Here is a 25,677-nt window from a genome sequence, read left to right on the forward strand (position 1 = left end):
AGCCGTCGTTTTAGCCGATTGCTTGACCGCAGCAACAAAGCCCGCCGGATTGGCTCACACGATAAACAATCCCGGTAATGATCAACGCATAAGCCACGCCAATCGCACCGGATTCTGTCACGGTAAAGATACCGCTCAGAACGCCGCCGACGATAATGACCGCCGTGAAAAATCCGGGAATGGCACGAATGGCCGTAACCCCAACAACGCGCCATCCCGGAAACGGAACCGACGGGTAACCGTGTTTTATCGCCACCAACCACGTGGCAAGCCCAAGCAACAGACACATGATGATGCCCGGCACCAGACCGGCCATGAACAGCTTGGAAATCGAAATCCCGCCACCGGCCGCGACAGCATACAGGATCATGTTATGGCTGGGCGGGATCATGATACCCGCAATCGACGAGGTCACCGTGACGTTGACCGCATAATCCGCACGGTAGCCTTCCTTTTTCATCACCGGAATAAGGATCGAGCCAAGCGCGGAGGTATCGGCAACAGCAGACCCGGAAATGCCGCCAAACAGCATCGATGAAAATACGTTTACAATGCCAAGTCCGCCACGGCGGCTGCCGACAAGGGCGGTTGCGAACTGCACCAGCCGGTTGGCGATCCCGCCATGCAGCATCAGTTCACCGGCAAAGATAAAGAACGGAATGGCCAGAAGCGAAAAGGCACTGATCCCCGAACCGATGCGCTGAAATGCGATCAGGGTTGGCAGACCTTCGAAGAAGAAAGTCGCAAGGGCAGCAACGCCAAGTGCAAGGGCAACGGGCATACCAATGACAATGCCAATGGCAAACAGGCCCAAAAGAATGGTCATGCCCATTTATTCGGTGTCCTTATCAAGCAATTCGTCACTGTAAAAACGGCTTTGTGCGATGGTGTTCCAGCCACTAAGGATTTTAAGGATATGGACAACGCTGTAAAAAGCGATGCCTGCCCCGCAAACCATCATCGGGATCGACCGCATGCCATCGGGGATGTGAATGATCGGCATTTTCTTGGCCCAGTTAAAGACAACAAGATCATACCCGCCGATAAACATGTAATAACCAAACACCACCATTGCGGCATAGCTGATCAGTGCCATGACCGCCGCCGCCTTGGGCGGCAATGCATCGCGGAAAAACGATACCGAAAGATGGCTGTTGTCGCGAATACAGGCGGCAGCAACCGGAAAGGTGATCAGAACGATCAGGATCAGAGAAAGCTGCTCGACCCAGGTAGGGGTTTCATTGAGCACATAGCGCCCGAAAACCAGCCAGGCAAAAGCGGGAATAAGCGCCACCAGCGCAATTCCGCCGATCAGATTAAGGATTTTGGCAAGTCTGCCACCCAAACGGTCAAGCATCCCGGTGAGTTGAGAAAACATTCGCACGCCGCCAGAAATGGATTAACGAAAAAGACTGGATACAAGCGTAAAGAAGGGCGGCGAGAATGTCGCCGCCCTTCCATGGCTTGATCAATTATTTCTGGGCGTCCTGGATCGCCTTGACCAGACCGGCCAGATCCGGGTTGGCTTTGATGAAGTTGTCATAGACAGGCTTCATCGCATCTTGGAACGCGGCCTTGTCAGCGATTTCGTTCACTTCGATACCGGCAGCAACAACTTTCTCTTTGGACTGTTCTGCACGTTCCGCCCAGGCAGCGCGCTGAACCTTGACCGACTCATCGGCTGCTTCCTGAAGGATTTTCTTTTCGTCATCCGACAGACCGTCATACAGCGCCTTGTTGACGCACAGGCATTCCGGAAGGATCAGGTGCTGGGTCACGGAATAGTATTTCGCCGCTTCGAAATGGCCCGAGCTGTCATAAGACGGATAGTTATTTTCTGCACCGTCGATCACACCGGTTTTCAGCGACTGGTAAACTTCGCCATACGGCATCGGGGTTGCGTTACCGCCAAGGGCACCAACCATCTGTACATACAGATCGTTGCTCATCACGCGGAATTTAAGCCCCTTGAGGTCTTCTGGCGTGTTGATCGGGTGCTTGGTGTTATAGAAGGAACGCGCACCTGAATCGTACCAGCCAAGTGCCTGAAGGCCCGCATTTGCAAGGCCGTCTGCGATCTGCTGACCTGCCGGACCATCCATGACGTCATGCATGGCATCGACGTTTTTAAAGATGAAAGGCAGCGAAACAACGTTGGCTTCGGGTGCGACTTCACCCAACGGGCCAAGGTTGAAAACAGCCCAGTCCAGACCGCCAAGGCGAACCTGCTGGATGGCATCGGGCTGATCGCCCAGAACGCCGCCGTGATAAACCTTGGCTTCAAGGTTTCCACCGGATTTTTCATTGATCAGGCGGGCGAATTCCTCCATCCCGGTCGAAACAGGATAGTCTGCCGGATGGATATTCCAGCCGCGCCATTCACGTGCTTGCGCACCGGCAACAAAAGCGACCGACATCGCCGCTGCGGCAAGTGTCAGCGTCGTGGTTTTCATAAACTTGTTCATTGATATTCCTCCCGTGACTTTATGTCGTTTAACGTTAAAGTCTTGTTTTCCCTGATGGGACCAGTTGTTGTCAGAAAACCTTACATCTTGTCACTTGTAACAACAAGTAATGGTTTTTCTGACAACCAAATTTTGCGCGCCATTTGCTTTTGCAGCGTCGCAGAGGTAGTCCCGGCAGAAGCCACCTGCCGGTTCGTGCAGCTTAGGCGACCTTCAATACGTCCTCGCCGAACGCCTTGCAGATAACTTCAGCCAGCATGTCATGTTCTTCTGCACTCAGATCGGTAAGGGGGCTGCGAACCGGGCCGGTATCACGGCCAATAACGCGCATCCCTGCCTTGACGATCGACACGGCATAACCCGTGCCGCGATCACGCACCGCAAGATACGGATAGAAGAAGTCGGTCAGGATACGGTTCATCGTCGCATCGTCGTCAGTTGTCAGCGCGTCATAGAATTCCAGCGCCTGCTTGGGCAGGAAGTTAAAGATCGCTGACGAATAGGTGGTCACACCCGCCGCCTTGTATGCCTTGGCAAAAACTTCGGCCGTCGGCATCCCACCGATATAGGAAAGACGATCCCCCATCGTGACACAAACGCGCGTGACCAGTTCGATATCGCCGTGCCCATCCTTGAAGCCGACCAGATTGGGACACTCGTCACACAATTTCGAAAGCGTTTCAGCAGACAGGATCGAGTTGTCGCGGTTGTAAACAATCACACCGACACTCACCGCATTACAAACCGCCTTGACGCGCTCATACAGGCCTCCCTGCTTGGCACCAACCAGATATTGCGGCAGCAAAAGCAGGCCATCGGCACCGGCTTTTTCGCATTCACGGGCCAGTTCGACGGCCATGGCGGTGCCATAACCGCAACCAGCAATGATCGGGGTATCACCAGCAACTTCTTTCGCGACACGGACGGTTTCAACAACTTCCGCCGGGGTCAGCGAGAAAAATTCACCCGTACCACCAGCCGCAAACAGTGCCGCTGCCGGATACTGGGCCAGCCAGGCAACATGCGTACGGTAGGTATTCATATCCAGAGAACCATCCGCCCTGAACGGCGTAACCGGGAAAGACAGAAGACCGGCACCAATTGCCGTTTTCAGATCCTGATAATGCATAAAACGTCCTTCAATTCACAAGTCAGCGACATAATCTATGATGACTCCATAAATTCATCATATCATTGTGTCAATCATATTACTTATCGACTTTAGTCTGGGTGTAAAACCGCCACTTTCCAGGGTTATTCACCGTTATCGCCTTTATCGAAAATCATCATACAAACGCAACCTACATCAAAAAGAGACGACTCCCGGAAATTGATATGATGACTTCATCCAAATGCTCCGCTAGGCTGCTGAGAACGCCACGAAAAACACTCCAAAAACATAAGGATAGGCACAGGGAATGACCGACATCACCAAAGCAAGCCGAATTCTGGCCGATGCTTTCACCCAAAACATCCTGATTGATCCCCTGCCCGACGGTGCCAACCCGACCGACTTCGAAACGGCGTACGAGGTTCAGCAGGCAACCCTTGCCCTGACAGGTGCAAAACAAACCGGCTGGAAGCTCTCGGTGGCAACACGTGCCGCACAGGCGGGGCTTGGGCTTGACGGGCCGTTGATCGGGCCACTGCTTGATGGCCGGATCATTGCCGACGGAGCCACCATCACCACAAATGATGTCCATTTCCCGAATATCGAGGCCGAGATTGCCGTGGTCATGGCGAGCACTCCTGGTGCCAATGCTACCGCCAAAGCGATCCTTGATCACATCAAAAGCGTGCATCTGGCGATAGAGATCGCAGATCGCCGGTTTACCAAAAAACAGGAACCGGTCTCGACATTGGCCGATTTGAATTCCACCGGCTATCTGGTGCTTGGCCCGGAAATTGCCGATTGGCGCGATATGGCGTTTCTGAATGGCCCGGTAGAAACACGGTCCGATGACAAGGTTCTGGCGCAAAACAGCGACCCCGCCGCATGGCCTGATCCGTTTGGCGGATTGGCCTATCTGGTGCGGTTCCTCGCCAAACGCGGTCAGCACTTAAAAGCAGGCGATGTCATCACCACCGGGGCCTGCGCCCCGCCGACCTTGACCAAACATGGCCGTATCGAAGCGATTTTTGAAGGTGTCGGCACCGTGCGCGCCGAAATCAAAACCGCCTGAAAACGTACAGAAAATGGCAAAGGGGCCTTGCGCTGCAAACCGCACGGCCCCTTTGTTTTCAGTATCTATACATCTTCGCGGAACCGGTTGACCGGCACCCCCGCGACATCGACACGCAGCATGACAAGTTTGCCCGCATCGGGGAATTCGGCACGTTTATCAGCCGGGTAATTTTCCATGTGACTGGTGACATAAAGCGTTTTCATGTCCAGCCCGCCAAAGCACGGCATGGTCGGATTTGGCATCGGCATATCAATTGATAGCAACAAGGTACCATCAGGGGCAAAACGGTTCAGTTTGCCCGCCGAAACGCCTGCACTCCAATAACAGCCTTCCATGTCAACCGCCGCACCATCCGGGCGTCCGACCGTGTCGTTAAGGTCAAGGAAACGCTGACAATTACGGATCGCGCCGGTCTTGGCATCAAAATCCCAGCGATTGACCCAAGGCCCACGAGAATCCGAATGATACATAATGCGACCATCGGGCGACCATGCCAGACCGTTGGAAATCTTGATCCCGCCGACCTTGTGTTCGACTTCTCCCGATCCGGTCACGCGATAAAGCGATGCCACAGGCTGCTTGTCGGCATTCTGGTCCATGGTACCGACCCAGAATGCCCCGTCCGGGCCGATTTTGCCGTCATTGGTTCGGCTCATGTCATTATCGCCATCGACCGCGGCAAGCTTTTCGCGCACCCCGGTTTTCGGATCAAACAGGATAATGTCACTTTTCAGCGCCACGACCAGACGCCCCTGATCGGTCAGACCGAAACAGCCGACTTCGCTTTCAAATGACCAGCTATGGCGCTGCCCGGTTTCGATATCAAGCGCATGGATTTTCTGACCGATGATATCGGCCCAGTAAAGGCGGTTATTGTAGCCGTCCCAGTTCGGGCATTCGCCCAGTTCAAACCGTTCCTCCAGCAGAATGCGGGGCTGCTGTACGGCTGAAATATCACCTGACATGATCCGTTCCTGTATTCTTTCCGACGCAATTCGTCATATGACTTGTGTGCAGGCGCACAGGGGCACTTGTCAACAAATTTGCGTGGAAACTTTACAGGATGTTCTGTGCGTGGAAGTCGCGACGTTACATATCACGCGCATGGTCAGTTACCCGCTGGCGAGCTTGATGCAGGTGATAGCGCATCAGCAATTCCGCGCTTTCGCCGTCCTGTCCACGGATCGCGTCATAAATCTGACGATGTTCCAAAAGAACCTTTTTTACCCGTTCGGCCGATCCGGTGCGCGTGATGTTCAAGGCGACATTCATGGTTTTGGCAATCACGCCATGTAGGGACGTCAGCATGGTGACAAAGATATCATTGCCGCTGGCGCGTGCGATTGACATGTGGAATTCAAAATCCGCCTGATCGGCAATATCACCGGCTGCAATGCCTTCTTCAAGCATCTTAAGCGCACGTTCGATGTCGCGATGATGACGCAGTGTGGCGCGTTCGGCGGCCATGCGCGCGGTTGCCCCCTCGATCGCAATGCGGGCTTCAAAACAGCGCAGTAACCCGGCCACATCATTGATCCCGCCAAACTCGATCAACCCTTGTGGTGGTCGTTTCTTGACGAATGATCCAACTCCCTGTCGGGCATAGACCAACCCGTCAGACTGCAATTTGCGCAGGGCTTCGCGCACCACGGGTCGCGACACACCAAAGGATGCACATATTTCATTTTCAGAGGGCAGCTTGGCCCCTTCGGACAGATTGCCCGATACAATCTGCTCAAGTATCTGCCCGTAAAGCTGATCCGCAAGCTTTTCACGCTTCTGGATTTTAAGTTGCAAGCCGGTCATTTCCCCAATCCCCGTCAACTTGTCATCTTGTCATTCTTACTTGTAAGTTTTATCGGCAAATACTTGCAGGGTAAAGGGGAAGCAATCAGTCGACGAGTGAATAATCGCGCCTGCCAATCTGCTCTTCATCCTGATCGACAAGACCATGACCCGATCCGGTCAAAAGGCTTGGCGTCAGCGTCATGACGCCAGAAAGCGTATCGTTATAGCCAAGCACCCTGACATCGCCGAATTCCTTGAATTCAGGACGGTTATGGACGTTTGGTACATGCGACACCGGCTCGACACAGAATGTCTGACCGTTTTCCGGGATATAGAATTGCAGATTCGACAAAGTGTCACTGGCTTCCAGAAGCAGGCTTAACTGCCGGTCTGCCCAGACCATTTCCGCCTGTTTGTTCCAGCCGATATAATGAATATCAAGCCCCTTGTGATGGCAGATCATTTTTCCATCGGCAAAATCGCGACCAAGATCGATCACCGTGCGCGTTGTGGGTAACTTGCCTTCGTCGGTTCCGAAACAGTCGGTCGCAACAAACTGTACCCATGCACTTTCGCCTCCGGGGAACCATGGATGCAACCCGATCCCATATGGCATCGGGTCCTTGCCAAGATGACGCACACCGATTTCGATTGAAATAGTATCGTTTGCGACCTTGATCTGCTGCCAGGCGACATAACAAAAACCGGTCAGCGGATCATCATGTTTGTGATTGAACCGGATGGTATCAACCGCTGGACGTTCGATATCCCAGATACTTGAAATACCAAATCCGTGAATGGCATGCGGGTCCGGTGCCCGATTTGCCGGAACATTGATGGTTTTGCCATCGAATTCGAACTGGGCATAACCCAGCCGGTTGGCAAAGGGTACCATCGGAAAACATCCAAGGTGCGAAGGATTGCCCGATGCCAGGGAATAATCGTCAACCGGACGCAACAGGTTTACCACCCCGTTACCGTCGGGACGCACCCAGTCGATCCGCGAAATGGCCCCGCCCCGCGGGACAATTCCGACCCTGAACGGACCACTGTTCCAGCGATATTCCGGTTCGGCCGATTTGGCCATTGTCGTCGCCTCATCACTGTATCAAAATCATATGATGACTTTCCGTCACCAACATCGTAGGACTATTTCAGGATGTTAAATTCATCATTATTAACATCTGGTTCCGATCATAGCGGATTTGCAGAGCAAGAAAATGAGCAACAACTCCGCGCAGAACGCGCCACGAAAAGTTTCGCTGACCGAAAAGGTCATTGCAAGCCTGCGTCACGAAATTGAAAGCGGCATGCGCACGCCCGGCAGCAAACTTCCGACCGAGCCGGTTTTGACCGAACAGTTCGGCGTCAGCCGCACGGTGGTCCGCGAAGCCATTGCGGCCCTTAAGGCCGATGGTCTGCTCGAACCGCGCCAAGGAGCTGGCGTGTTTGTGCTGGCTCCCAATCCGCGCAAACTAGGCAGCACGATCTTTGCCGTCGATTCCGCGCAGATTTCCGATGTCCTGGAAATTCTTGAACTGCGCATGGCAGTCGAGATCGAGGCAGCCGGTCTTGCCTGCGCACGAAGCTCTGCCGCCCAGCAGGCCAAAATATACGAAGCCCTGCAGGAAATGACCGACTGCTTTGAACGCGGCAATCCGACCGAAAAGGCCGATTTCGAATTCCATCGCGCGATTGCCGATGCGACCAATAACCGGCGTTATGTCGAGTTTCTCGAACATCTGGGCGATAAGACCATCCCGCGCGCGCAATTACGCCGCCGCCCTCCCGAGGTCGAAGACCAGAAAAACTATATGCAGAAAATTCTGGCCGAACATCATCGCATCTTTGATGCAATTGCATCGCGTGATGCCGAAACGGCCCGCACCGCAATGCGCGAACATCTCAGCCAAAGTCAGGCCCGCTATCAAAGCCTGCTGCGGCAGCGCTAGGCAGACTCTAGCTCTGCTCGATCAGGGTGACGATATCACGCATGTCATCGAAAACAATATCGGCCCCGGCGTCATAAAGACGGGTCGATGCATCTTCGCGCTGCCCGGCATAATGCCCGCCCCCGATATAACCAATGCAGGTCATGCCTGCTGCCACGGCGGCCTTCACCCCGGCAATCGAATCCTCGATCACGATTGCCTGATCCGGACGAAACCCCATTTTATCAGCGGCATATAAAAACAGATCCGGTGCCGGTTTACCGTTCAGGACGAAATCGGCACTGTAAATATCGGCTCCGAACCAATGGCCCAGTCCCGTCACCTTCATTGTCCGTTCAAGCCGCTGCACCGAACTGCTTGATGAAATGCAAAACGCGATCTTGCGTTTTTTAAGCGCGGCAAGGACCGTATCGATTGCGTCTGTTTTCCGAAGTTCAACGTCGTAACGGGCAAACAGGCGCTCATAAAAGAACAGCTTGAATTCGAGGGCGATGTCACGTCCGGTTTCAAGGCGGATATGTTCGATCGGGGCGGCACTTGATCGCCCGGTAAAGCGTGCTGCAACTTCTGCTAGACTTAGCGGTGCACCGTAATGATCAAGCACATCGACAAGTGTTGCCAAGGAGATCGGTTCGCTGTCGACCAAGACACCGTCACAATCAAAAAGAACGACACCCTTGCCGGTCATGATCGATGCCAGTGTCCGGTTACGGACGTTATCTTGGACATTTCGGGGGGCCATGTTGAACCTGGCTTCATTGGGTTTGATGACAAAAGCCTATACAAATGCGAATATCACAGTCAACCAAAATGAGCATTTGACCAAATGATGCACTTTTGCTCAATTGCGCGTCATGTAAATTTATTGCGGACAAAAAGATACGCGGAAATCGCTTGAAATCAGGGTCGGATTTGCGCTCAAAACGCATCACACTACCAATCGGCCCCGCGGGAGGAAGATCAAATGAGCCCTACAGATAAGTTCATCATCGGCGTAGATGTTGGCACCGGAAGCGCACGCGCTGGCGTGTTTAGCGTCGATGGAAAGTTGCTTGGCAGCGCCGCCCATGCCATCGCCATGAACAAGCCAAAACCTGATTTTGTCGAACAGGACTCGGAAAATATCTGGCAATCGGTTTGCCAGTCGGTTCGCGACGCGCTGGCAAAATCAAATATTGCCGCCGATCAGGTCGCAGCCATCGGATTTGATGCCACCTGTTCGCTCGTGATCCGCGATACTGATAACCGTCCGCTTGGCGTAACACCGGGTGGTGCGGATAACTGGGATGTTATTGTCTGGATGGATCACCGTGCCATCCGCGAAGCCGAAGAATGCACCAAAACCGGCACCAAGGTGCTAGAATATATCGGCGGCACCATGTCCCCCGAAATGGAATTGCCCAAACTGATGTGGCTGAAACGCCATCATCGTCAGAACTGGGACAAAATGGGTGCGGCATATGACCTTGCCGATTTCCTGTCTTTCCGCGCAACCGGCAGTGACGACCGGTCCTGCTGCACAATCACCTGTAAATGGACCTATTTGGCGCATCAGGATGATCCGTGGGATCGCGCGTTTCTTGATCAGATCGGCCTTGATGATTTCCCCGGCAAGGCCGGAATTAACCGCAAGGCATTGGGTGTTGGCGATCTGATCGGCAATCTGTCAGATCAGGGGGCCGCCGAACTCGGCCTGACCACCGATTGCGTCGTGGGGGCAGGCTTGATTGATGCCCATGCCGGGGCCCTTGGCACACTTGGCGAATATCTGGATGGCAATCTTGATGAACGCTTTGCCATGATTGCCGGAACATCCACTTGCCATATGGCTCTATCCTCCGAACCGCGTTTCATTAAAGGTGTCTGGGGCCCCTATTTCGGGGCGATTGCGCCGGGTCTTTGGTTAAACGAGGGCGGTCAGTCTGCAACCGGCGCGCTGCTTGATCATATCGTCGCCATGCATCCGTTTTCGCACAACATGGGCCGTGATGCGCACAAGCTTGCAGGGGAAAAGCTTATGCCCCGGATGATGGAAACACCCGATCTTGCGCCCCGACTGCATGTTCTGCCCGATTTTCATGGCAATCGGTCGCCACTTGCCGACTCAGAAGCACTCGGCGTGATTTCAGGTCTCAGCCTTGATCAAAGCGAGGAGAGCTTCCTTGACCTTTACTGGGCAACCGCCTGCGCGATTGCCTATGGCACGCGCCATATCATTGATGCCCTGAACGCAACGGGCTATGAGATCAAACATATCCATCTAAGCGGCGGACACACTGCAAGCCCGGTTCTGGTCAAACTTTATGCCGATGTTACCGGATGCAATGTCGTGATGTCCGATTGCGCCGAACCGGTCCTGCTGGGTTCCGCCATGCTTGGTGCTGCGGCCCTTGATCCCGAAGGCGGTCTTGCCCTTGCATCGCGCCGGATGGCTGGCAAGGAAACCATCCACGCCCCGGACCAAACCGCAAAGGACGCCCACGATAGGCGCTATGCCATTTTCCACAAGCTTCATACCCACCGGCAGGAACTTGATGCCATGGTAGCAGGCTGATTCATCAAAAAGCCCCGCAACATTCACTGCGGGGCTTTTCATTTTGCTTACAAGCCTCATCAGGCCTGAACGGTTTTCTGACGCTGGCTTCCTAGCCCTTCGATGCCAAGCTCCATGACATCACCGGGTTTCAGGAAACGTTGCGGTGTCATGCCCATGCCAACCCCGGGCGGGGTGCCGGTCGTGATGATGTCGCCCGGCTGCAGGGTCATGAATTTCGACAGATAACTGATCAGATGGGTAACGCCATAAACCATGGTTGCCGTGCTGCCATCCTGAACACGTTCACCGTTCAGTTCCAGCCACAGACGCAGGTTTTGCGGATCGGCAACCTCGTCACGTGTCACAAGCCACGGACCAATCGGACCAAAGGTATCGTGGCTTTTGCCCTTTACCCATTGGCCTGCATGTTCAAGCTGAAACGCGCGTTCAGACATATCATTGACCACACAATATCCCGCTACATGACCAAGCGCCTCCGCCTCGGTCACGTATTTGGCTTGCTTGCCGATCACGATGCCCAGCTCAACCTCCCAGTCAGATTTTTCCGACCCACGCGGGATTTCGACATCATCATTCGGGCCGCAAACTGCCGACGTTGCCTTGAAAAAGATGATCGGCTCGGGCGGCACCTGCATGCCCGCCTCGGCGGCATGATCGGAATAGTTCAAACCGATGCAAATGAACTTGCCAGGTTTGGCAACACAGGCACCAATTCGCGGATTGCCGGAAACTGCCGGAAGTTTTTTGGGATCAAGGGCTGCGATTTTGGTAAAGGTCGCATCGGAAATGGTCTCGGGATTGTAATCCTCGATCACCGACGAAAGATCGCGGATTACACCATCCGGATCTAGAAGCCCGGGCTTTTCCGCACCGGCAGCCCCAAAACGCAGAAGTTTCATTTAATATTCCTCCCATGATCGGTTTATTTGTATTCCTCATACAAATAAACCCTTCCTTGGTCCAGTAAGGATCATTGATCTTGTAAATTAAAAGGGCCGCAGATTTGCGGCCCTCAGACCGCTGACAAACCCCGTCATATTTTGGCGGGGTTTTTCTTTTAGAGGTGTTTGAAAGCTGGCTTGAGTGTGCCGAGGGGATTATCCCTCAGCGATTGGCCCCTTGGGGCCCAAAGCCAGGGCTATTTTCTTGATGTTTTGGGCGGCGGCGGCCAGCAGACATTGGCATTTGACATTGATCAGTCCCCGGAACCTTGCATATCGATGACCGTGAAGCTGTTTGGCATCTGCAAAAGAGCGTTCGACCGTCTCTTTTCGGCGCTTGTAAACCCGCTTACCCCACTCTGTCAGACGATAGGCGTCAGCCCGGTCTCTGGCGTCTTGCCAGACATGGCGCGTGACAGTTTTTCGGTGGTGGGCATTGGCGGTACAGGAAGCCAGCACAGGACAGGTGCGGCATTTTTCCGGGTCGCTGTGATAATGGCGGTATCCATTTCGGTCGGTTGTCGCATAAGACAGAAGCTGACCTTCGGGGCAGCGATAAGCATCACGCTCAGGGTCATAAACGTATTTGCGTTTGGGGATGTAGCCTTCCCGAAGGTTCGGGCGGCGATAGCCCGTCACGCCAAGGATGTCACGATCTTCAAGGCCTTTGGCAATCGCGGCGGTCGCATAGCCCGCATCCAGTCCGACGGCGATAACATCAAGGTCAAAACGCTGCCTTTGTCGGTCAAGACGGTCGAGATAGGGAATGCTGTCATGCAGATTGGCCGGGGTGGCGTAACTGTCGGTAATGATCCCAAGCTTGCCATCGACCGTGCGGTGATCGAGATAGAAAAAGCCCTTGGGCTTGCCGTCGCGCACCATATATCCGCTGTCGGGATCGGTTCGGCTGATCTTGGTTTCTTTCTCAACCGGCTGGCGTTCCTTGGCTTTGAGCGGCTTTTTCGCATGAGCCGCCCGGTCTTCCTCAATCGCCAGATCCAGATCATCCCAATAGGCCGCGCGCGATTTGGCAACCACTTCGCGGTCCCATTTGTTCTTGTTGGCATCGGCCTTCAAATGCGTGCTGTCGGTATAGAGAACCTTACCATCCACCAGCCCGTGCCTGATCGCCTGCTCGACGATCTCGTCAAAAATATCCTGCGCAACACTGGCATCATGATATCGACGCCGCCGGTTCTGCGACAGGGTCGAGGCATCAAAGACCTTGTCGGTCAGCTTGAGTTGCAAAAACCAGCGATAGGCGACATTGACCTCAATCTCGCGCACAAGCTGGCGCTCCGAGCGCACGCCAAACAGATAGCCAATGAACAGCGCCTTAAACATCATCACCGGATCAAGGGCGGGACGGCCATTGTTCGCGCAGTACAAATCGGCCACGCGCGCATGGATAAAACTGAAATCGATCACGGCATCGATCTTACGAAGCAAATGATCGCTGGGGACCAAACTGTCGAGTGTCACCATCTCAAGTTCGGTTTGATGTGGGCTGGGTTTCTTAAGCATTCCCCATTGAATCAAAAATCCCCGCCAATGGCGAGGACTTTGTCAGCAGTCTGAAAGCCGCAGATTTGCGGCCCTTGTTGGGATCAGGTTGTGACGATCACGCAAGGTTTTCCTGGAAAAACTCGGCCGTCCGTGCATTGGCGGTTTCTGCATCCTTCTCGTCGTAATGCGCCCCGCCCTTGCGCGCAAACGCATGATCGCGACCGGGATAGAAATGAAGCTCGGTCAACGGATGGTCATCAAGCGCATCCTTGATAACGGCCTGCGCATCGGCAGGGATATATTCATCATTCCCGGCAAGGTGAATGATCACCGGCTGTTTGATCTTCCCGGCTTCGCCGATATAATTGTTCATGCCGCCACCATAATAGACGGCAAAGGCATCGCCATCAGTTCGCGTGGCCGACAGGAAGGTCAAAAGCCCGCCAAGGCAGAAACCGACAACACCGGCCTTGCCATTTGCACCATCAATCTTGCGTGCTGCCGTCAGGGTTGCCGCAATATCCTCGACACCCTTATCGACATTGAATGCCTGATAATAGCCAAATGCCTGTTTCCATTCTTCTTCGGTCTTGTCGGTGATTTCGATCCCCGGCTCGATCCGCCAGAACAGATCAGGACAAACCGCGATATAGCCCTGTTTGGCATAATCATCGGCAATGCCACGCATCACGGCATTAACACCAAAGATTTCCTGAATAACCACCACCACCGGTGCCGGTAATTTGGCTGGCATGGCAACATAGGCATCGAAATTACCGTTCGGCGTCTGCACCGTCAGCTTGCTGGTCATGATGGTCCTCCTTGTCGATATCAGATTTTCCGGCGACGCCGGTTCTTTCCCTGATGAGGTATTGGATCATACTGATTTCGCAAGGGCGTGGCAGAAATCCCTCCCCCTCAGATCAGCTTCGCCACGGATTGACCGCACGACGATCCACCACACCGGGGACAATCCCGCGTGCAGCGTTCGATACATGATCCATCACGTTGCTGGCTGCGATATCGTATTGACGTGCGATCATGCGTTTTTGCCGTTCAGCAAATAACGACGCACGATCCGCCAGATCAATCGGGCTTCCGGCCGTTTCCATCCCTGCAAGGAACGCATCGCGATCCAGCCAGTCCAGTGTATTTTTTGTCAGATCAAGACGCAGCACATCCCCGTCGCGCAGATGACCGATGCCGCCACCCACGAATGCCTCGGGCACCATATGGCCGATACACGCCCCCTTGGTCACGCCGGAATAACGGCCATCAGTGATCAGCATGCTTGACGCTTCAAGGATGCGATGGTGGCGCAGGTTCTGGGACGGTGAAAACATTTCCGGCATGCCATAGGCTTCCGGCCCCTGCCCGCCAATCACAAAGGCAAAGGACAAATGCCCCTGTGCCTGCATATCCTTGGGGGCGTCCATATCAACCCGGTTACCACCATTGCGCCGGACCACGGCAGCAATCAGTTCTTCGTCCACGCCATCGGTTTCAATCAGGCGCGTCACCAGATCGGGCGAGGCAAAATCAGCGTTACAGACATGCTCATTTTCATAATAGCGTACGATGAAAACGTGATTGTCGAAATGTTCGATCAGATGGTCGCTCATGCCCGATGTCTTGACCGCACAATTTTCAAAGAAGCTGCCGGTCAGAACATCCACGCCGGACCGCTTGCGTACAGGGGTCGCCCGGATAACCGATTTATCGCCAAGTGACAGATCGACGGGGTTTTCAAGATTGGCAATCCGTTCGCCCCATGTTTTGCCAAGAACCGTCGGCGCATCCAGATCCATCGCCACACCAAGATCGGCAAGAACGCGATAGATACTTTCCATACCACGATTTTTGCCTTCGGCCATTTGCTGGGCCAGAACAAAGGTATCGCGATTTTCCGTCAGGCTATGGGCGAAGATTTCCGGCACCGGTGTTTTAAGACGCACATCCTGATAATCATCAATCGTCACGTCAAACCCGGCATAGCGCATCATGAAGGGCAAATGCAGCAGCATGTTGCTGCTTGACCCCGTGGCATTATGAATACGCACGAAATTGGCAAAGTTGCGTTTCAACAGATTGCTGATCGCATATTCGGGTTTGTTGAAGACCCCAAACATCGCATCAATCCCGGCCGCCACTGCTGCATAGGGCGGCACATCGGTAAGCAATTCCAGTTCGGGCGGTGTCAGGCCAAAGGCAGCCAGCATGGTGCGCGATGAATTACCTGTACCGTTAAAGGCGCAAATTCCCCCCTTGGAATCACAGGTCGCCCCGGCAAGCTCATCAAGAACCCGGCGTTCCATCTTGCCATCGATAATGCCCAATAACCGCGCCCGGTCCAGCAACCCGGCAAAGGCTTCGTCAGACGTGCATTGCAGAATATAGCGCATATTTTCGCGAATATCCGAACCAAGGTCATCATGCCCGGCCCGATCTGCATCATCGGCAATTTTATCCAGCAACCGGCGGGTTCCATCGGGAATTTCCCCGCCCTTCAGGACGTGGGACGGGGCAAACACCGCCCAGACCGGGGCCTGATCACCACGATATTTGCGCGCCTGATCGGCGGCTGCCAGCCCAGCCACCACCGCGGCGGGTGATTTGTCGCACCCGGCAATGACGTAGGCCGCATGATAGCTGTGGCCTTCAAAGGTAATATTGACCGCCGCCGCCGTATGGTTCCGCGATGCCAGGGAATAGCTTTGGCCGATATTATTCTGCGCGGTGCCATCGCAAATCACCGGCACATGAAACAGGAACGGCACCCCACCCATTTCCCATATGCGAATTGCCGCCATCAAAGCCTGTGGCCGATCCAGCAAATGCGCCGGATGATCCGGTGCGCCGCCGATAATCGCAATGCGTGGCCGGTTTTCCACCAGTCGCCCGACCACATCTCGGATTTCCGGTACATTGAATTTCCGGTCGCTGGCGACAACCGGGTTTTCATTCACCGCATCGCGCAATAGCCGCACAACCGTAATCGGCTGATTGGCTAGCCCCTGAATGCAGTCGCGATAGGGATTGGCTTTTTCGTCAATGGTGATGGCATTGGGAAGGGATTGGGGCATGATGGTCTCTGACTGCGGGAATCGGGACGAAATGGTGCGAATTTATTTGATTGGTGGCAGACTATCAGACAAGCCCGCCATCGACGATAAAGCTTTGTGACGAGCACGCCGATGATACGTCGGATGCCAGGAAAAGCACCATCTGTGCAACATCATCCCCGACAAGGCGGCGTTTGACGCATTGCTGTTCCTGAATGCGTTCCTCGTCCGCGGGGCTGATCCAAAGATCAAGCTGGCGCTGGGTAATAATACAGCCCGGAATCACGGTATTGACCCGAATGCCATCCGCACCCCAGTCACGTGCCAAGGCGCGTGTCATGCCAACAATGCCAGCCTTGGCGGTTTCATAACCGACCAGATCGGGCAACCCCATCAAGTAACTTACCGAACTGAAATTAATGATGCTGCCACGGCCCTTTTCGGCCATGCCCTTTGCCACGGCACGCGAACAGAAAAACTGATGTGACAGATTGACATCAAGCTTGTCACGCCATTCATTCGGCCCGGTTTCTTCTGGACTGTGGCGGTCATCGCGGGCGGCATTATTGACCAGCACATCAATCACACCGATTTTCGATGCCATTTCGGTAACAGCCTTGGGAATCCCGGCCTGATCGCGCAGATCAAGTGACATGTAGTGCGGACGAACATCCAGATCACGTTCGATTTCGGCACACAGTTTTGCAGCAGCAGCATCATCGATATCAAAAAAGCCGACCCGCGCGCCCTGCGCACAAAAGGCCCGGACGATAGACGCCCCGATGCCCGACGCGCCACCGGTCACCAGAACCGATTTGCCCTCTATGTCGTGATAACTCGCTGTCATAACGTTCCCTGACTTGTTTTGATCTTTTATTTTTCACTATCAAATTAAATGCTGCGCTGCACCAACTCAAATCCGCCTTAAATCAACCAGTGATGCGGCTTAACGGTGTATTTGAGCGTAAAAAGCGAGATTTTTAATTTGTTCATTAAAAAAATTTGACAGGACGGATCGAAGGCGTCAACATTTTTTCGACAACAAAAATAAATGTCACTGCAAGACACATATCATTCAGGGAAGAAACAGATGAAAAAACTCCTCTCCTCGGTCGCACTGGCCGGTGCCGTGCTGTTTTCCGCTAACGCCTTTGCCGACGATCTGATCGTTGGTGTCAGCTGGTCGAACTTCCAGGAAGAACGCTGGAAAACCGACGAAGCCGCCATTGTCAAGGCGCTTGAAGCAGCTGGCGCACAATATATCAGCGCCGACGCCCAAAGCTCGCCCTCCAAACAGCTTTCCGATATCGAAAGCCTGATTTCGCGTGGTGCAGATGCCTTGATCGTTCTGGCACAGGATTCCTCATCCATTGGTGCTGCAGTCACGCAGGCGATCAATGAAGGCATTCCGGTGGTTGGTTATGACCGCCTGATCGAAGACCCGAACGCCTATTACATTACCTTCAACAACAAGGAAGTCGGCCGTCTTCAGGCCGAAGCCGTGTTTGCCCAACAGCCGAAAGGCAATTACGTATTCATCAAAGGCGCACCGACCGACCCGAACGCCAATATCCTGCATGAAGGGCAGCTTGAAATCCTTCAGGCGGCAATCGATAGCGGCGATATCAAGGTTGTCGGCGAAGCCTATACCGATAGCTGGCAGCCAGCCATCGCCCAGCGCAACATGGAACAGTTCCTGACTGCTGCCGATAACAAGGTTGACGCCGTTGTCGCCTCGAATGACGGCACGGCGGGTGGCGTTGTGGCCGCCCTTTCCGCACAGGGCATGCAAGGCATTCCGGTTTCCGGTCAGGATGGCGATCACGCCGCCCTTAACCGTGTTGCGCTTGGCACCCAGACGGTTTCGGTCTGGAAAGATGCCCGCCTTCTGGGACAGCGCGCGGCCGAAATCGCGGTTGAACTGGCAAAAGGCACCAAACTGGGTGACGTCGAAGGAACCCAGGATTGGAACAGCCCGAACGGTGTCACCATGAAGTCCTACTTCCTTGATCCGGTCGCGATCAACCAGAACAAGCTTGATCTTGTGATCGACGCGGGCTGGGTATCCAAGGACGTCGTCTGCAAAGGGGTTGAAAGCGGCAAGGTCGCTGCCTGTAACTAGGCAGGTTTCCTCCATCCGACCTTGTTAAACCCCGGGGCCGGCCGCATCTGATCGACCGGCCCCGCTGCCTGACGAGCATTTTACATGACAAGACTACTTGCCAAGATGGAAGTCGACCGCCGCCTTGTAGGGCTCGCCGTTGTGCTTCTGGTTATCTGGATCGGCTTTGACATCGCATCCGGCGGACGCTTCATCACCCCGCGCAATATCTTCAACCTGTCGGTTCAGACGGCATCCGTTGCCGTGATGGCGTGCGGGATGGTGCTGATTATCGTCACCCGCCATATCGACCTTTCGGTCGGTGCGATACTGGGTGTTCTTGCGATGATCATGGGTGTCGTGCAATCCGACATCCTGCCACAATTCCTTGAATACAACCACCCGATGACATGGATCATCACCCTTCTTGTCGGGTTGGTGATCGGGGCGACAATTGGTGGCATACAGGGGCTTGCCGTTGGTTATCTTGGCGTTCCGGCCTTTATCGTGACCCTGGGCGGGCTTCTGGTCTGGCGCGGGGCGGCATGGTGGGTCACGCAAGGGCGTACTGTTGCCCCGCTTGATCACAATTTCATGCTGCTGGGCGGCGGGATCGAAGGCACGATTGGCGCAACCTGGAGCTGGATTGTCGCAGCCATCTCCATTGTCGCCATCATCTATGCCGCCATCATGGAACGTCGCCGCAGGCTTTCCTTCCAGTTCCCGGTCAAACCGATCTGGGCGGAATATACCAATACACTGATCAAGGCCGGGCTGGTTCTGGTGGCGATCATCACATTGAACGCCTATCATCTACCCGAACGTGCAGCCGAACGCATTCTTGAAGATCGCGGTATTCCGGTGACGCCGGAAAACCTTATGATTTCGCACGGCATTCCGATTCCGCTTCTGATTGTTGCCCTTGTGGCGATTGTTCTGACCATCGTTGCCAAACGCACCCGGTTCGGGCGCTACGTTTTCGCCATGGGCGGCAACCCACAGGCCGCCGAACTGGCAGGCATTAACGTCAAACGCATGACGGTTGCGGTTTTTGCCCTGATGGGAGTTCTGTGCGCGATCAGTGCGGCGATTTCATCGGCACGCCTGCAATCGGCGGGCAATGACCTTGGCACGCTTGACGAATTGCGCGTGATTGCCGCGGTTGTGATCGGCGGAACGTCGCTGGCCGGCGGTGTCGGCACCATCTATGGCGCGCTGATCGGTGCCCTTGTGATGCAAAGCCTGCAAAGCGGCATGGCGCTTCTGGGTGTTGATACATCACTGCAAAGCATCGTCATCGGCCTTGTGCTTGTCCTTGCCGTGTTCAGCGACAAATATTTCCACCGTCGCTATAGCGACCCGACCAGTTAGGAGTATGGGGAAATGAACGATATCAAAACCGGTCAAAACCCGCTGGTCGAAATGCGCGACATCCATATCAGCTTTGGCGGGGTCAAGGCGGTCGACGGGGTTTCCATTGATCTTTATCCCGGCGAGGTGGTTGGCGTGCTTGGCCATAACGGTGCAGGCAAATCAACTCTGATCAAGGTGCTTTCGGGTGCATACAAGGCCGACACCGGCCAGATCATTGTTGATGGCCGCGAAGCCAAAATCGAAAATGCCCGCGATGCGCGCGACAACAATATCGAAACCATCTATCAGAACCTTGCCCTTGCCGATAATCTTGATGCCGCGCAGAACCTGTTTCTCGGCCGTGAAATCGTTGATAAATTTGGCTTTCTTGACGATGCCGCGATGGAACACAAGGCGCGTGAAGTGCTTCATCGCCTGAACCCGAATTTCCATAAATTCACATCCCCCGTTTCTGCACTTTCGGGCGGGCAACGGCAATCGGTGGCAATTGCGCGTGCCCTTTTGTTCGAAGCCCGCGTTCTGATCATGGATGAACCGTGTGCCGCCCTTGGCGTGCATGAAACCCGCATGGTCGGCGAACTGATTGATCAACTTAAACGCGACGGGCTCGGTATTTTGTTGATCAGTCACGATCTTCATGATGTGTTTGATTTGTCTGATCGTTTGCATGTTATGAAGAACGGCAAGCTGGTCGGCACCGTCCCGACCAAAGATGTTACCCATGATGACGTTCTTGGAATGATCATTCTGGGCAAAATGCCCGATCATCTTTTGCATCTTGCCGGACCGGGTGCCACCAACGCCCCGAACAAAGAGGCCCTTCAATGACTATCGACTTCCCAAATACCGCAAGCGACATCCTGCCCGACGATCATGGCAATGCCATTCTGGTTGGTCGCGTCTGGGACCCGCGCGTTTCCGGCCCGACCCCGGTTGTTGTCGATCAGGGCAACCTTCGCGATATCAGCAAACTGGCCCCGACCATCAGTCAGCTTCTTGAACGCGATGACCTGGTATCGCAGCTTCGCAATCCGTCCGGTTTCCCGCTGGTGGGTACGCTTGATGACGTTGCAGCAGCATCCAAACCCGGCGCCGGATCGCAAACACTTCATTTGCTCAGCCCAAATGACCTTCAGGCGATCAAGGCCAGTGGCGTGACATTTGTCGCAAGCCTTCTGGAACGTGTGATCGAAGAACAGGCGCGTGGGGACGCCAGCAAGGCCGATCTGATTCGCACCGAAATCACCGGCATCATCGGCGATGACCTGTCGCAAATCGAACCGGGATCGAAAAAGGCCGCAGACATCAAGGAAGTCCTGATCGCCAAAGGCGCATGGTCGCAATATCTGGAAGTCGGGATTGGCCCGGATGCGGAAATCTTTACCAAATCCCCGCCAATGTCCGCCGTTGGTCATGGCGCACATGTCGGCCTGCATCCGATTTCAAACTGGAACAACCCGGAACCCGAAGTGGTTCTGGCTGTCAGCTCAAAGGGCAAAATCGTCGGCGCAACCCTTGGCAATGATGTCAATCTGCGCGACGTCGAAGGCCGCTCCGCCCTGCTTCTGGGCAAGGCAAAGGACAATAACGGCTCCTGCGCCATCGGGCCATTCATCCGCATTTTTGATGGTAATTTCACGCTTGAAACCGTCAAGCAGGCCGATCTTAAAATGGCGGTCGACGGACAGGATGGCTATCACCTTGATGCCGGAAGCTCCATGAGCCAGATCAGTCGTTCACCCGAAAGCCTCGCCGCACAGGCATACGGCAAACATCATCAATATCCGGATGGCTTCATGCTGTTTCTGGGCACGATGTTTGCTCCCACCGATGATCGTGGCGGCAAGGGCAAGGGCTTCACCCACGAAATGGGCGATCTCGTTACCATTTCGACCCCCTGCCTCGGCAAGCTTTGCAATCAGGTCGAGCGGTCCGATGCCATTGCGCCATGGACCTTTGGCATTACGGCACTGATGACCAATCTGGCCGCACGTGGATTGCTTTAACCCGCTGCATCACCAGCTTGCCAAAACGATAAAAAACATGCCCTTATCCGGAACCGGGTTTGCCCCCGGTTCCGATCCCGCCTTGCAGAATAACAGGCCCCGCCGATGAGCCGTCGAACCGATCACGATACCCCACGCCAGCCATCCCAGATTGCCATTCTGCGTTTTCTGCGTATTCATGGCCCTGCCGCCCGTATCGATATCGGCAACGCTACCGGATTAAGCCCGGCGACAGTAACATCGCTGACCGCCGATCTGATTGCCCAGGGGCTGGTAAAGGAAACTCAAGGCGCACCAAACGGCACAAATGGCAATAACGGCCAAAGCGCTACACGCGGCCGCCCCAAGGTTCTACTTGATCTTGTGCCCGGCGCGGCCTGTGTGGTTGGCGTTAAACTAACGATCAATCTGGTTGAAATCGCACTGGGCAATTTCAAGGGCGAGATTGAACGCAGCATCCAGCACAGCGTGAATACCCGCGACCTGGATGAAACATCGCTGGTGACAACGCTTTGCGATCTGATTGATCAATTCATCACCAATAACCGGGATATCGCGCCAAACCCGCCCATCGGGATCGGCATCGCCATTCAGGGCGTTGCCGACAGCAATAGCGGTGAAATCATCTGGTCGCCGGCCCTCCGCCACCGGCAGATTGCGATTACCAAACCGCTGCGTGAACGCTTTGGCGGCATTGTCCAGATGTCAAACGATGCCAACTGTATTGCGACCGCCATCACTCAAAATAACGATCTTGGCGGCAATGGTGATTTTGCCGTGATCATGCTAGGCTACGGCGTCGGCATGGGGCTTGTCCTGAACGGGGCGGTGTATAATGGCCATTTTGGCGCTGCCGCCGAATTCGGTCACATGAAATATCAACCCGACGGGCCGCTTTGCAATTGCGGGCGACGCGGTTGCATCGAAGCCTATATCGGGGATTACGCCATTCTGCGCGATGCCAGTGGCCTGATTGATATGCCCGATACCAACAACCTGCATCCCAGCGAAAAACAGATGATGGATCTGGTCAAACGGGCACGTGACGGCCACGAAGACCTTGCCGATCTGTTCCGCCACGCCGGAAAGGTACTCGGATATGGCATTGCCAATCTGATCGCCCTTCTGGGACCGGAACGCATCCTGATCACCGGGTCCGGCGCGCGGGCCTATGATTTGATGGAGCCGGAAATCGAACGCGGCCTTCGCGAGGCACAGGTGCCGGAACTGCGTAACGGGCCCAAGATCATCCACCTGCCGTGGGACAAGGATCTGGCATTGCAGGGTGCAATCGGCCAAAGCCTTTTGCGCCATGACGAAAGCATGTTCGCCAATCCACCGGCGAACTGATCGGATCACTTGCCTAGACCCGAAATGCAAAAAGCCGCCCGAAACGGGGCGGCTTTACACGATATTCAGCAAAGCATAACCGGATCAGCGACCCGTTTTTTTGCGCCATGCCTCATAATTGGCTTTGGTTTCGTCCTTGGTCGCCGGATAAAGGCCGATGATCGGCTTGCCGGCCAAAACTTCTTCCAGAACGAAGTCCTCGAAGCTCTCCATGCCTGCGCATTCTTCGGCCAGTTCGTCTGCAAGATGGGCCGGAATGACAACAACGCCATCCTTATCCCCGACCAGAACATCCCCCGGGAAAACCGGCGCATCGCCACACCCGATCGGCACGTTAAGGTCATAGGCCTCGTGCAGGGTCAGGTTGGTCGGTGCCGACGGACGGTTGTGATAGGCGTGAATATCAAGTTTGCCAATACCCTCCGCATCGCGGAAACCACCATCGGTAACGATACCGACAACGCCGCGCTTCATCAGACGGGTTACAAGGATCGAGCCCGCCGATGCCGCCCGGGCATCCTTGCGGCTATCCATCACCAGAACATGACCAGCCGGGCATTGTTCAACCGCAACACGCTGCGGATGATTAGGATCGCGGAAAACCTCGATCGGGTTGCGGTCTTCACGTGCCGGGATATAGCGCAGGGTATAGGCCTGCCCGACCATGTTCTCGCCTTTTGGCGCAACCGGGCCAACCTCCTGAATAAACTGATTGCGCAGACCGCGTTTGAACAGGGCGGTGCACAGCGATGCCGTGCTGACCCGTTTAAGCTTCTCGCGCGTTGCGCCACCAAGGACATAATCGCTCATTATCTGAACTCCGTAGGTACGCCGGGGTGCAATCACCCCGGCAAATCAATGAAAGGCGATCAGGCCAAATCAGTCGGCAGGACATCCGCCGGAATGTTCTGATAGCAGACCGGACGCAGGAAACGACGGATCGACAAGGTACCGACCGACGTCGCCCCGAAATTGGTCGATGCCGGGTATGGCCCGCCATGCACCATGGTGTCGCAAACCTCAACCCCGGTCGGGAAACCATTGGCCAGAATACGCCCAGCCTTGCGCTCCAGGATCGGCAGCAGCGAACGCGCATCCCCCGCATCCCCGCCATCCATATGGATCGTGCAGGTCAGCTGACCTTCAAGCGCCCTGGCAATCGCCTGCATTTCGGCAATGTCCTTCACCCGGACAACAAGCCCAAGCGGCCCAAACACTTCCTCACCCAGCACATGATTGGCCAGCCAGTTTTCACCGCTGGTCTCAAACAGATACGGCGTCGCATTGCGAAGATCACATGACGTGGTCAGGACTTCCTTCACTCCCGATGTCGCAGCAATACGTTTCGCCCCACTGCGATACGCATCGGCCATGCCATCGGTCAGCATGGTTTGCGCCGATACATCCCCAAGGCCCGCCTTGGCGGTTGCGACAAACGCATCGGCATCCGGCCCATCCAGGACAACCGCAATCCCCGGATTGGTGCAGAACTGCCCTGCCCCCATGGTCAGCGACCCGACCCAGCCCCTGGCGAGTTCTTCGGTGCGCGCACTCATGGCCTTCGGCAGCAGGAACATCGGGTTGACCGAACCCAGCTCGCCAAAGAACGGGATCGGTTCCGGGCGCTGTGCGCACAGATCGAACAATGCACGACCACCGCCCAGCGACCCGGTAAAGCCGACCGCCTTGATCAGCGGATGCTGCACAAGGCTCTGACCGACATCGCGCTTGCCACCCTGAATAAGGCTGAACACACCGGGATGGATGCCACATGCCTTGACCGCAACATCAATCGCCTGGGCCACAATCTCGCCGGTACCCGGATGGGCCGAATGGCCCTTGACCACGACCGGGCAACCGGCTGCAAGGGCGGCGGCGGTATCGCCACCAGCGACCGAAAAGGCCAGCGGGAAGTTCGACGCACCGAACACCGCCACCGGGCCAATCGGGCGCTGCATCAGACGCAGGTCCGGACGCGGCAGGGGTGCACGATCCGGAAGCGCTTCGTCATGACGGCGATCAAGATAATCACCGGCAAGGATATGGCTGGCAAACAGGCGAAGCTGGCCAACGGTACGGCCACGTTCCCCATTCAGGCGCGCTTCCGGCAGGCCGGTTTCCTGGGTACCGATTTCGGTGATTTCCGTACCACGGGCGTCGATTTCATCGGCGATCCTATTCAGGAACTTCGCCCGTTCTTCGCGGGTGGAATAGCCATAGGACCAGAATGCGTCTTCGGCGGCCCTGGCGGCCTGATCGACCAAGGCCGGGGTACCGACCGGGAAGGTATTGGCCGGACCATGGGCCGGTTCAGACTGGAAGGTCTGCTCGCCCGCCACCCACTGGCCGGCAATCAGATGTTTTCCTGTCAGGTTATAGGACATTGGTG

At 55.1% G+C, this 25,677-nt stretch carries 23 protein-coding genes; 8 read left to right on the forward strand and 15 right to left on the reverse strand.

Annotation, left to right across the window (positions count from 1 at the left end; translation table 11 throughout):
• Positions 1-10 precede the first annotated feature (10 nt).
• From TH3_RS23455 to kdgD, 4 genes are all read right to left on the reverse strand, one after another.
• Positions 11-832, reverse strand: a complete 822-nt coding sequence (locus TH3_RS23455; protein ID WP_267958666.1) for a TRAP transporter large permease — start codon at positions 830-832, stop codon at positions 11-13.
• Positions 833-1,378 (reverse strand): TRAP transporter small permease, encoded by a 546-nt coding sequence (locus TH3_RS13795; protein WP_007091573.1) that lies wholly within the window; start codon positions 1,376-1,378, stop codon positions 833-835.
• 94 nt (positions 1,379-1,472) lie between these two features.
• A complete protein-coding gene (locus TH3_RS13800; RefSeq protein WP_007091574.1) occupies positions 1,473-2,465 on the reverse strand; it encodes a TRAP transporter substrate-binding protein in 993 nt (330 codons plus the stop codon).
• A 202-nt stretch (positions 2,466-2,667) separates the two neighbouring features.
• Entirely contained in the window at positions 2,668-3,594 is a 927-nt protein-coding gene (kdgD, locus tag TH3_RS13805; RefSeq protein ID WP_007091575.1) for a 5-dehydro-4-deoxyglucarate dehydratase, read from the reverse strand.
• A gap of 289 nt (positions 3,595-3,883) precedes the next feature.
• On the opposite strand from kdgD, the gene TH3_RS13810 reads away from it, so the two are divergent.
• Complete coding sequence (locus TH3_RS13810; protein ID WP_007091576.1) at positions 3,884-4,648, forward strand: 2-keto-4-pentenoate hydratase; 765 nt, start codon at positions 3,884-3,886, stop codon at positions 4,646-4,648.
• A gap of 65 nt (positions 4,649-4,713) precedes the next feature.
• Here TH3_RS13810 and TH3_RS13815 read toward each other — a convergent pair whose 3' ends face one another.
• From TH3_RS13815 to TH3_RS13825, 3 genes are all read right to left on the reverse strand, one after another.
• Complete coding sequence (locus TH3_RS13815) at positions 4,714-5,616, reverse strand: SMP-30/gluconolactonase/LRE family protein (protein WP_007091577.1); 903 nt, start codon at positions 5,614-5,616, stop codon at positions 4,714-4,716.
• 124 nt (positions 5,617-5,740) lie between these two features.
• Positions 5,741-6,457 carry a FadR/GntR family transcriptional regulator gene (locus TH3_RS13820; RefSeq protein WP_007091578.1) on the reverse strand — a complete coding sequence of 239 codons (717 nt, stop codon included), beginning with the start codon at positions 6,455-6,457 and terminating at the stop codon, positions 5,741-5,743.
• 85 nt (positions 6,458-6,542) lie between these two features.
• The gene (locus tag TH3_RS13825; protein ID WP_007091579.1) at positions 6,543-7,526 is read right to left on the reverse strand and encodes an aldose epimerase family protein; all 984 of its coding nucleotides are present in this window, start codon (positions 7,524-7,526) and stop codon (positions 6,543-6,545) included.
• Positions 7,527-7,659: 133 nt separating this feature from the next.
• Here TH3_RS13825 and TH3_RS13830 point away from each other — a divergent pair, with 133 nt between their 5' ends.
• Positions 7,660-8,391, forward strand: coding sequence for a FadR/GntR family transcriptional regulator (locus tag TH3_RS13830; protein WP_007091580.1), 732 nt, complete (start codon positions 7,660-7,662; stop codon positions 8,389-8,391).
• Positions 8,392-8,398: 7 nt separating this feature from the next.
• Here the strand turns inward: TH3_RS13830 and TH3_RS13835 are convergent, their stop codons facing one another.
• Positions 8,399-9,133 carry an HAD family hydrolase gene (locus TH3_RS13835; RefSeq protein WP_007091581.1) on the reverse strand — a complete coding sequence of 245 codons (735 nt, stop codon included), beginning with the start codon at positions 9,131-9,133 and terminating at the stop codon, positions 8,399-8,401.
• 222 nt (positions 9,134-9,355) lie between these two features.
• Between TH3_RS13835 and TH3_RS13840 the strand changes: the two genes are divergently transcribed.
• Complete coding sequence (locus TH3_RS13840; RefSeq protein WP_007091582.1) at positions 9,356-10,945, forward strand: FGGY-family carbohydrate kinase; 1,590 nt, start codon at positions 9,356-9,358, stop codon at positions 10,943-10,945.
• Positions 10,946-11,004: 59 nt separating this feature from the next.
• On the opposite strand, the gene TH3_RS13845 is transcribed toward TH3_RS13840, so the two are convergent.
• From TH3_RS13845 to TH3_RS13865, 5 genes are all read right to left on the reverse strand, one after another.
• Entirely contained in the window at positions 11,005-11,847 is an 843-nt protein-coding gene (locus TH3_RS13845) for a fumarylacetoacetate hydrolase family protein (RefSeq protein WP_007091583.1), read from the reverse strand.
• Between the two features lie 198 nt (positions 11,848-12,045).
• Complete coding sequence (locus TH3_RS13850; RefSeq protein ID WP_040059618.1) at positions 12,046-13,413, reverse strand: IS1182 family transposase; 1,368 nt, start codon at positions 13,411-13,413, stop codon at positions 12,046-12,048.
• Positions 13,414-13,510: 97 nt separating this feature from the next.
• Positions 13,511-14,206 (reverse strand): dienelactone hydrolase family protein, encoded by a 696-nt coding sequence (locus TH3_RS13855; protein ID WP_007090586.1) that lies wholly within the window; start codon positions 14,204-14,206, stop codon positions 13,511-13,513.
• Positions 14,207-14,318: 112 nt separating this feature from the next.
• Positions 14,319-16,478: a dihydroxy-acid dehydratase domain-containing protein gene (locus TH3_RS13860; RefSeq protein ID WP_007090587.1), complete on the reverse strand. Its 2,160-nt coding sequence runs from the start codon at positions 16,476-16,478 to the stop codon at positions 14,319-14,321.
• A gap of 64 nt (positions 16,479-16,542) precedes the next feature.
• Positions 16,543-17,304: an SDR family NAD(P)-dependent oxidoreductase gene (locus tag TH3_RS13865; RefSeq protein WP_007090588.1), complete on the reverse strand. Its 762-nt coding sequence runs from the start codon at positions 17,302-17,304 to the stop codon at positions 16,543-16,545.
• 243 nt (positions 17,305-17,547) lie between these two features.
• Between TH3_RS13865 and xylF the strand changes: the two genes are divergently transcribed.
• The 5 genes from xylF (at position 17,548) to TH3_RS13890 (ending at position 23,288) form a co-directional block, all read left to right on the forward strand.
• The gene (gene xylF / locus TH3_RS13870) at positions 17,548-18,579 is read left to right on the forward strand and encodes a D-xylose ABC transporter substrate-binding protein (protein WP_007090589.1); all 1,032 of its coding nucleotides are present in this window, start codon (positions 17,548-17,550) and stop codon (positions 18,577-18,579) included.
• Between the two features lie 84 nt (positions 18,580-18,663).
• The gene (locus TH3_RS13875) at positions 18,664-19,929 is read left to right on the forward strand and encodes a sugar ABC transporter permease (RefSeq protein ID WP_202965941.1); all 1,266 of its coding nucleotides are present in this window, start codon (positions 18,664-18,666) and stop codon (positions 19,927-19,929) included.
• Positions 19,930-19,941: 12 nt separating this feature from the next.
• Positions 19,942-20,760, forward strand: a complete 819-nt coding sequence (locus TH3_RS13880) for an ATP-binding cassette domain-containing protein (protein WP_007090591.1) — start codon at positions 19,942-19,944, stop codon at positions 20,758-20,760.
• Positions 20,757-21,938 (forward strand): fumarylacetoacetate hydrolase family protein, encoded by a 1,182-nt coding sequence (locus tag TH3_RS13885; RefSeq protein WP_007090592.1) that lies wholly within the window; start codon positions 20,757-20,759, stop codon positions 21,936-21,938. Before TH3_RS13880 ends, TH3_RS13885 begins: the two co-directional genes overlap by 4 nt.
• 105 nt (positions 21,939-22,043) lie before the next feature.
• On the forward strand, positions 22,044-23,288 hold the full coding sequence (locus TH3_RS13890; protein ID WP_007090593.1) for an ROK family transcriptional regulator: 1,245 nt from the start codon (positions 22,044-22,046) through the stop codon (positions 23,286-23,288).
• A gap of 84 nt (positions 23,289-23,372) precedes the next feature.
• Here TH3_RS13890 and TH3_RS13895 read toward each other — a convergent pair whose 3' ends face one another.
• The gene (locus TH3_RS13895; RefSeq protein WP_007090594.1) at positions 23,373-24,098 is read right to left on the reverse strand and encodes a ribonuclease activity regulator RraA; all 726 of its coding nucleotides are present in this window, start codon (positions 24,096-24,098) and stop codon (positions 23,373-23,375) included.
• A 59-nt stretch (positions 24,099-24,157) separates the two neighbouring features.
• Positions 24,158-25,672 carry an aldehyde dehydrogenase (NADP(+)) gene (locus tag TH3_RS13900; protein ID WP_007090595.1) on the reverse strand — a complete coding sequence of 505 codons (1,515 nt, stop codon included), beginning with the start codon at positions 25,670-25,672 and terminating at the stop codon, positions 24,158-24,160.
• Between the last annotated feature and the right edge of the window lie 5 nt (positions 25,673-25,677).

It is taken from the genome of Thalassospira xiamenensis M-5 = DSM 17429 (genome assembly GCF_000300235.2).
GTDB classification, from domain to species: Bacteria; Pseudomonadota; Alphaproteobacteria; order Rhodospirillales; family Thalassospiraceae; genus Thalassospira; species Thalassospira xiamenensis.

Bases quoted from the DNA above. Each gene is read 5' to 3' on its own strand.
- TH3_RS13865 (WP_007090588.1), bottom strand. From the start codon at position 17,304: ATGACAGCGAGTTATCACGACATAGAGGGCAAATCGGTTCTGGTGACC.
- xylF (WP_007090589.1), top strand. From the start codon at position 17,548: ATGAAAAAACTCCTCTCCTCGGTCGCACTGGCCGGTGCCGTGCTGTTT.
- TH3_RS13860 (WP_007090587.1), bottom strand. From the start codon at position 16,478: ATGCCCCAATCCCTTCCCAATGCCATCACCATTGACGAAAAAGCCAAT.
- TH3_RS13820 (WP_007091578.1), bottom strand. From the start codon at position 6,457: ATGACCGGCTTGCAACTTAAAATCCAGAAGCGTGAAAAGCTTGCGGAT.
- TH3_RS13895 (WP_007090594.1), bottom strand. From the start codon at position 24,098: ATGAGCGATTATGTCCTTGGTGGCGCAACGCGCGAGAAGCTTAAACGG.
- TH3_RS13890 (WP_007090593.1), top strand. From the start codon at position 22,044: ATGAGCCGTCGAACCGATCACGATACCCCACGCCAGCCATCCCAGATT.
- TH3_RS13800 (WP_007091574.1), bottom strand. From the start codon at position 2,465: ATGAACAAGTTTATGAAAACCACGACGCTGACACTTGCCGCAGCGGCG.
- TH3_RS13900 (WP_007090595.1), bottom strand. From the start codon at position 25,672: ATGTCCTATAACCTGACAGGAAAACATCTGATTGCCGGCCAGTGGGTG.
- TH3_RS13845 (WP_007091583.1), bottom strand. From the start codon at position 11,847: ATGAAACTTCTGCGTTTTGGGGCTGCCGGTGCGGAAAAGCCCGGGCTT.
- TH3_RS23455 (WP_267958666.1), bottom strand. From the start codon at position 832: ATGGGCATGACCATTCTTTTGGGCCTGTTTGCCATTGGCATTGTCATT.
- TH3_RS13840 (WP_007091582.1), top strand. From the start codon at position 9,356: ATGAGCCCTACAGATAAGTTCATCATCGGCGTAGATGTTGGCACCGGA.
- TH3_RS13880 (WP_007090591.1), top strand. From the start codon at position 19,942: ATGAACGATATCAAAACCGGTCAAAACCCGCTGGTCGAAATGCGCGAC.
- TH3_RS13795 (WP_007091573.1), bottom strand. From the start codon at position 1,378: ATGTTTTCTCAACTCACCGGGATGCTTGACCGTTTGGGTGGCAGACTT.
- TH3_RS13875 (WP_202965941.1), top strand. From the start codon at position 18,664: ATGACAAGACTACTTGCCAAGATGGAAGTCGACCGCCGCCTTGTAGGG.
- TH3_RS13810 (WP_007091576.1), top strand. From the start codon at position 3,884: ATGACCGACATCACCAAAGCAAGCCGAATTCTGGCCGATGCTTTCACC.
- TH3_RS13825 (WP_007091579.1), bottom strand. From the start codon at position 7,526: ATGGCCAAATCGGCCGAACCGGAATATCGCTGGAACAGTGGTCCGTTC.
- TH3_RS13835 (WP_007091581.1), bottom strand. From the start codon at position 9,133: ATGGCCCCCCGAAATGTCCAAGATAACGTCCGTAACCGGACACTGGCA.
- TH3_RS13885 (WP_007090592.1), top strand. From the start codon at position 20,757: ATGACTATCGACTTCCCAAATACCGCAAGCGACATCCTGCCCGACGAT.
- TH3_RS13850 (WP_040059618.1), bottom strand. From the start codon at position 13,413: ATGCTTAAGAAACCCAGCCCACATCAAACCGAACTTGAGATGGTGACA.
- TH3_RS13815 (WP_007091577.1), bottom strand. From the start codon at position 5,616: ATGTCAGGTGATATTTCAGCCGTACAGCAGCCCCGCATTCTGCTGGAG.
- TH3_RS13855 (WP_007090586.1), bottom strand. From the start codon at position 14,206: ATGACCAGCAAGCTGACGGTGCAGACGCCGAACGGTAATTTCGATGCC.
- TH3_RS13830 (WP_007091580.1), top strand. From the start codon at position 7,660: ATGAGCAACAACTCCGCGCAGAACGCGCCACGAAAAGTTTCGCTGACC.
- kdgD (WP_007091575.1), bottom strand. From the start codon at position 3,594: ATGCATTATCAGGATCTGAAAACGGCAATTGGTGCCGGTCTTCTGTCT.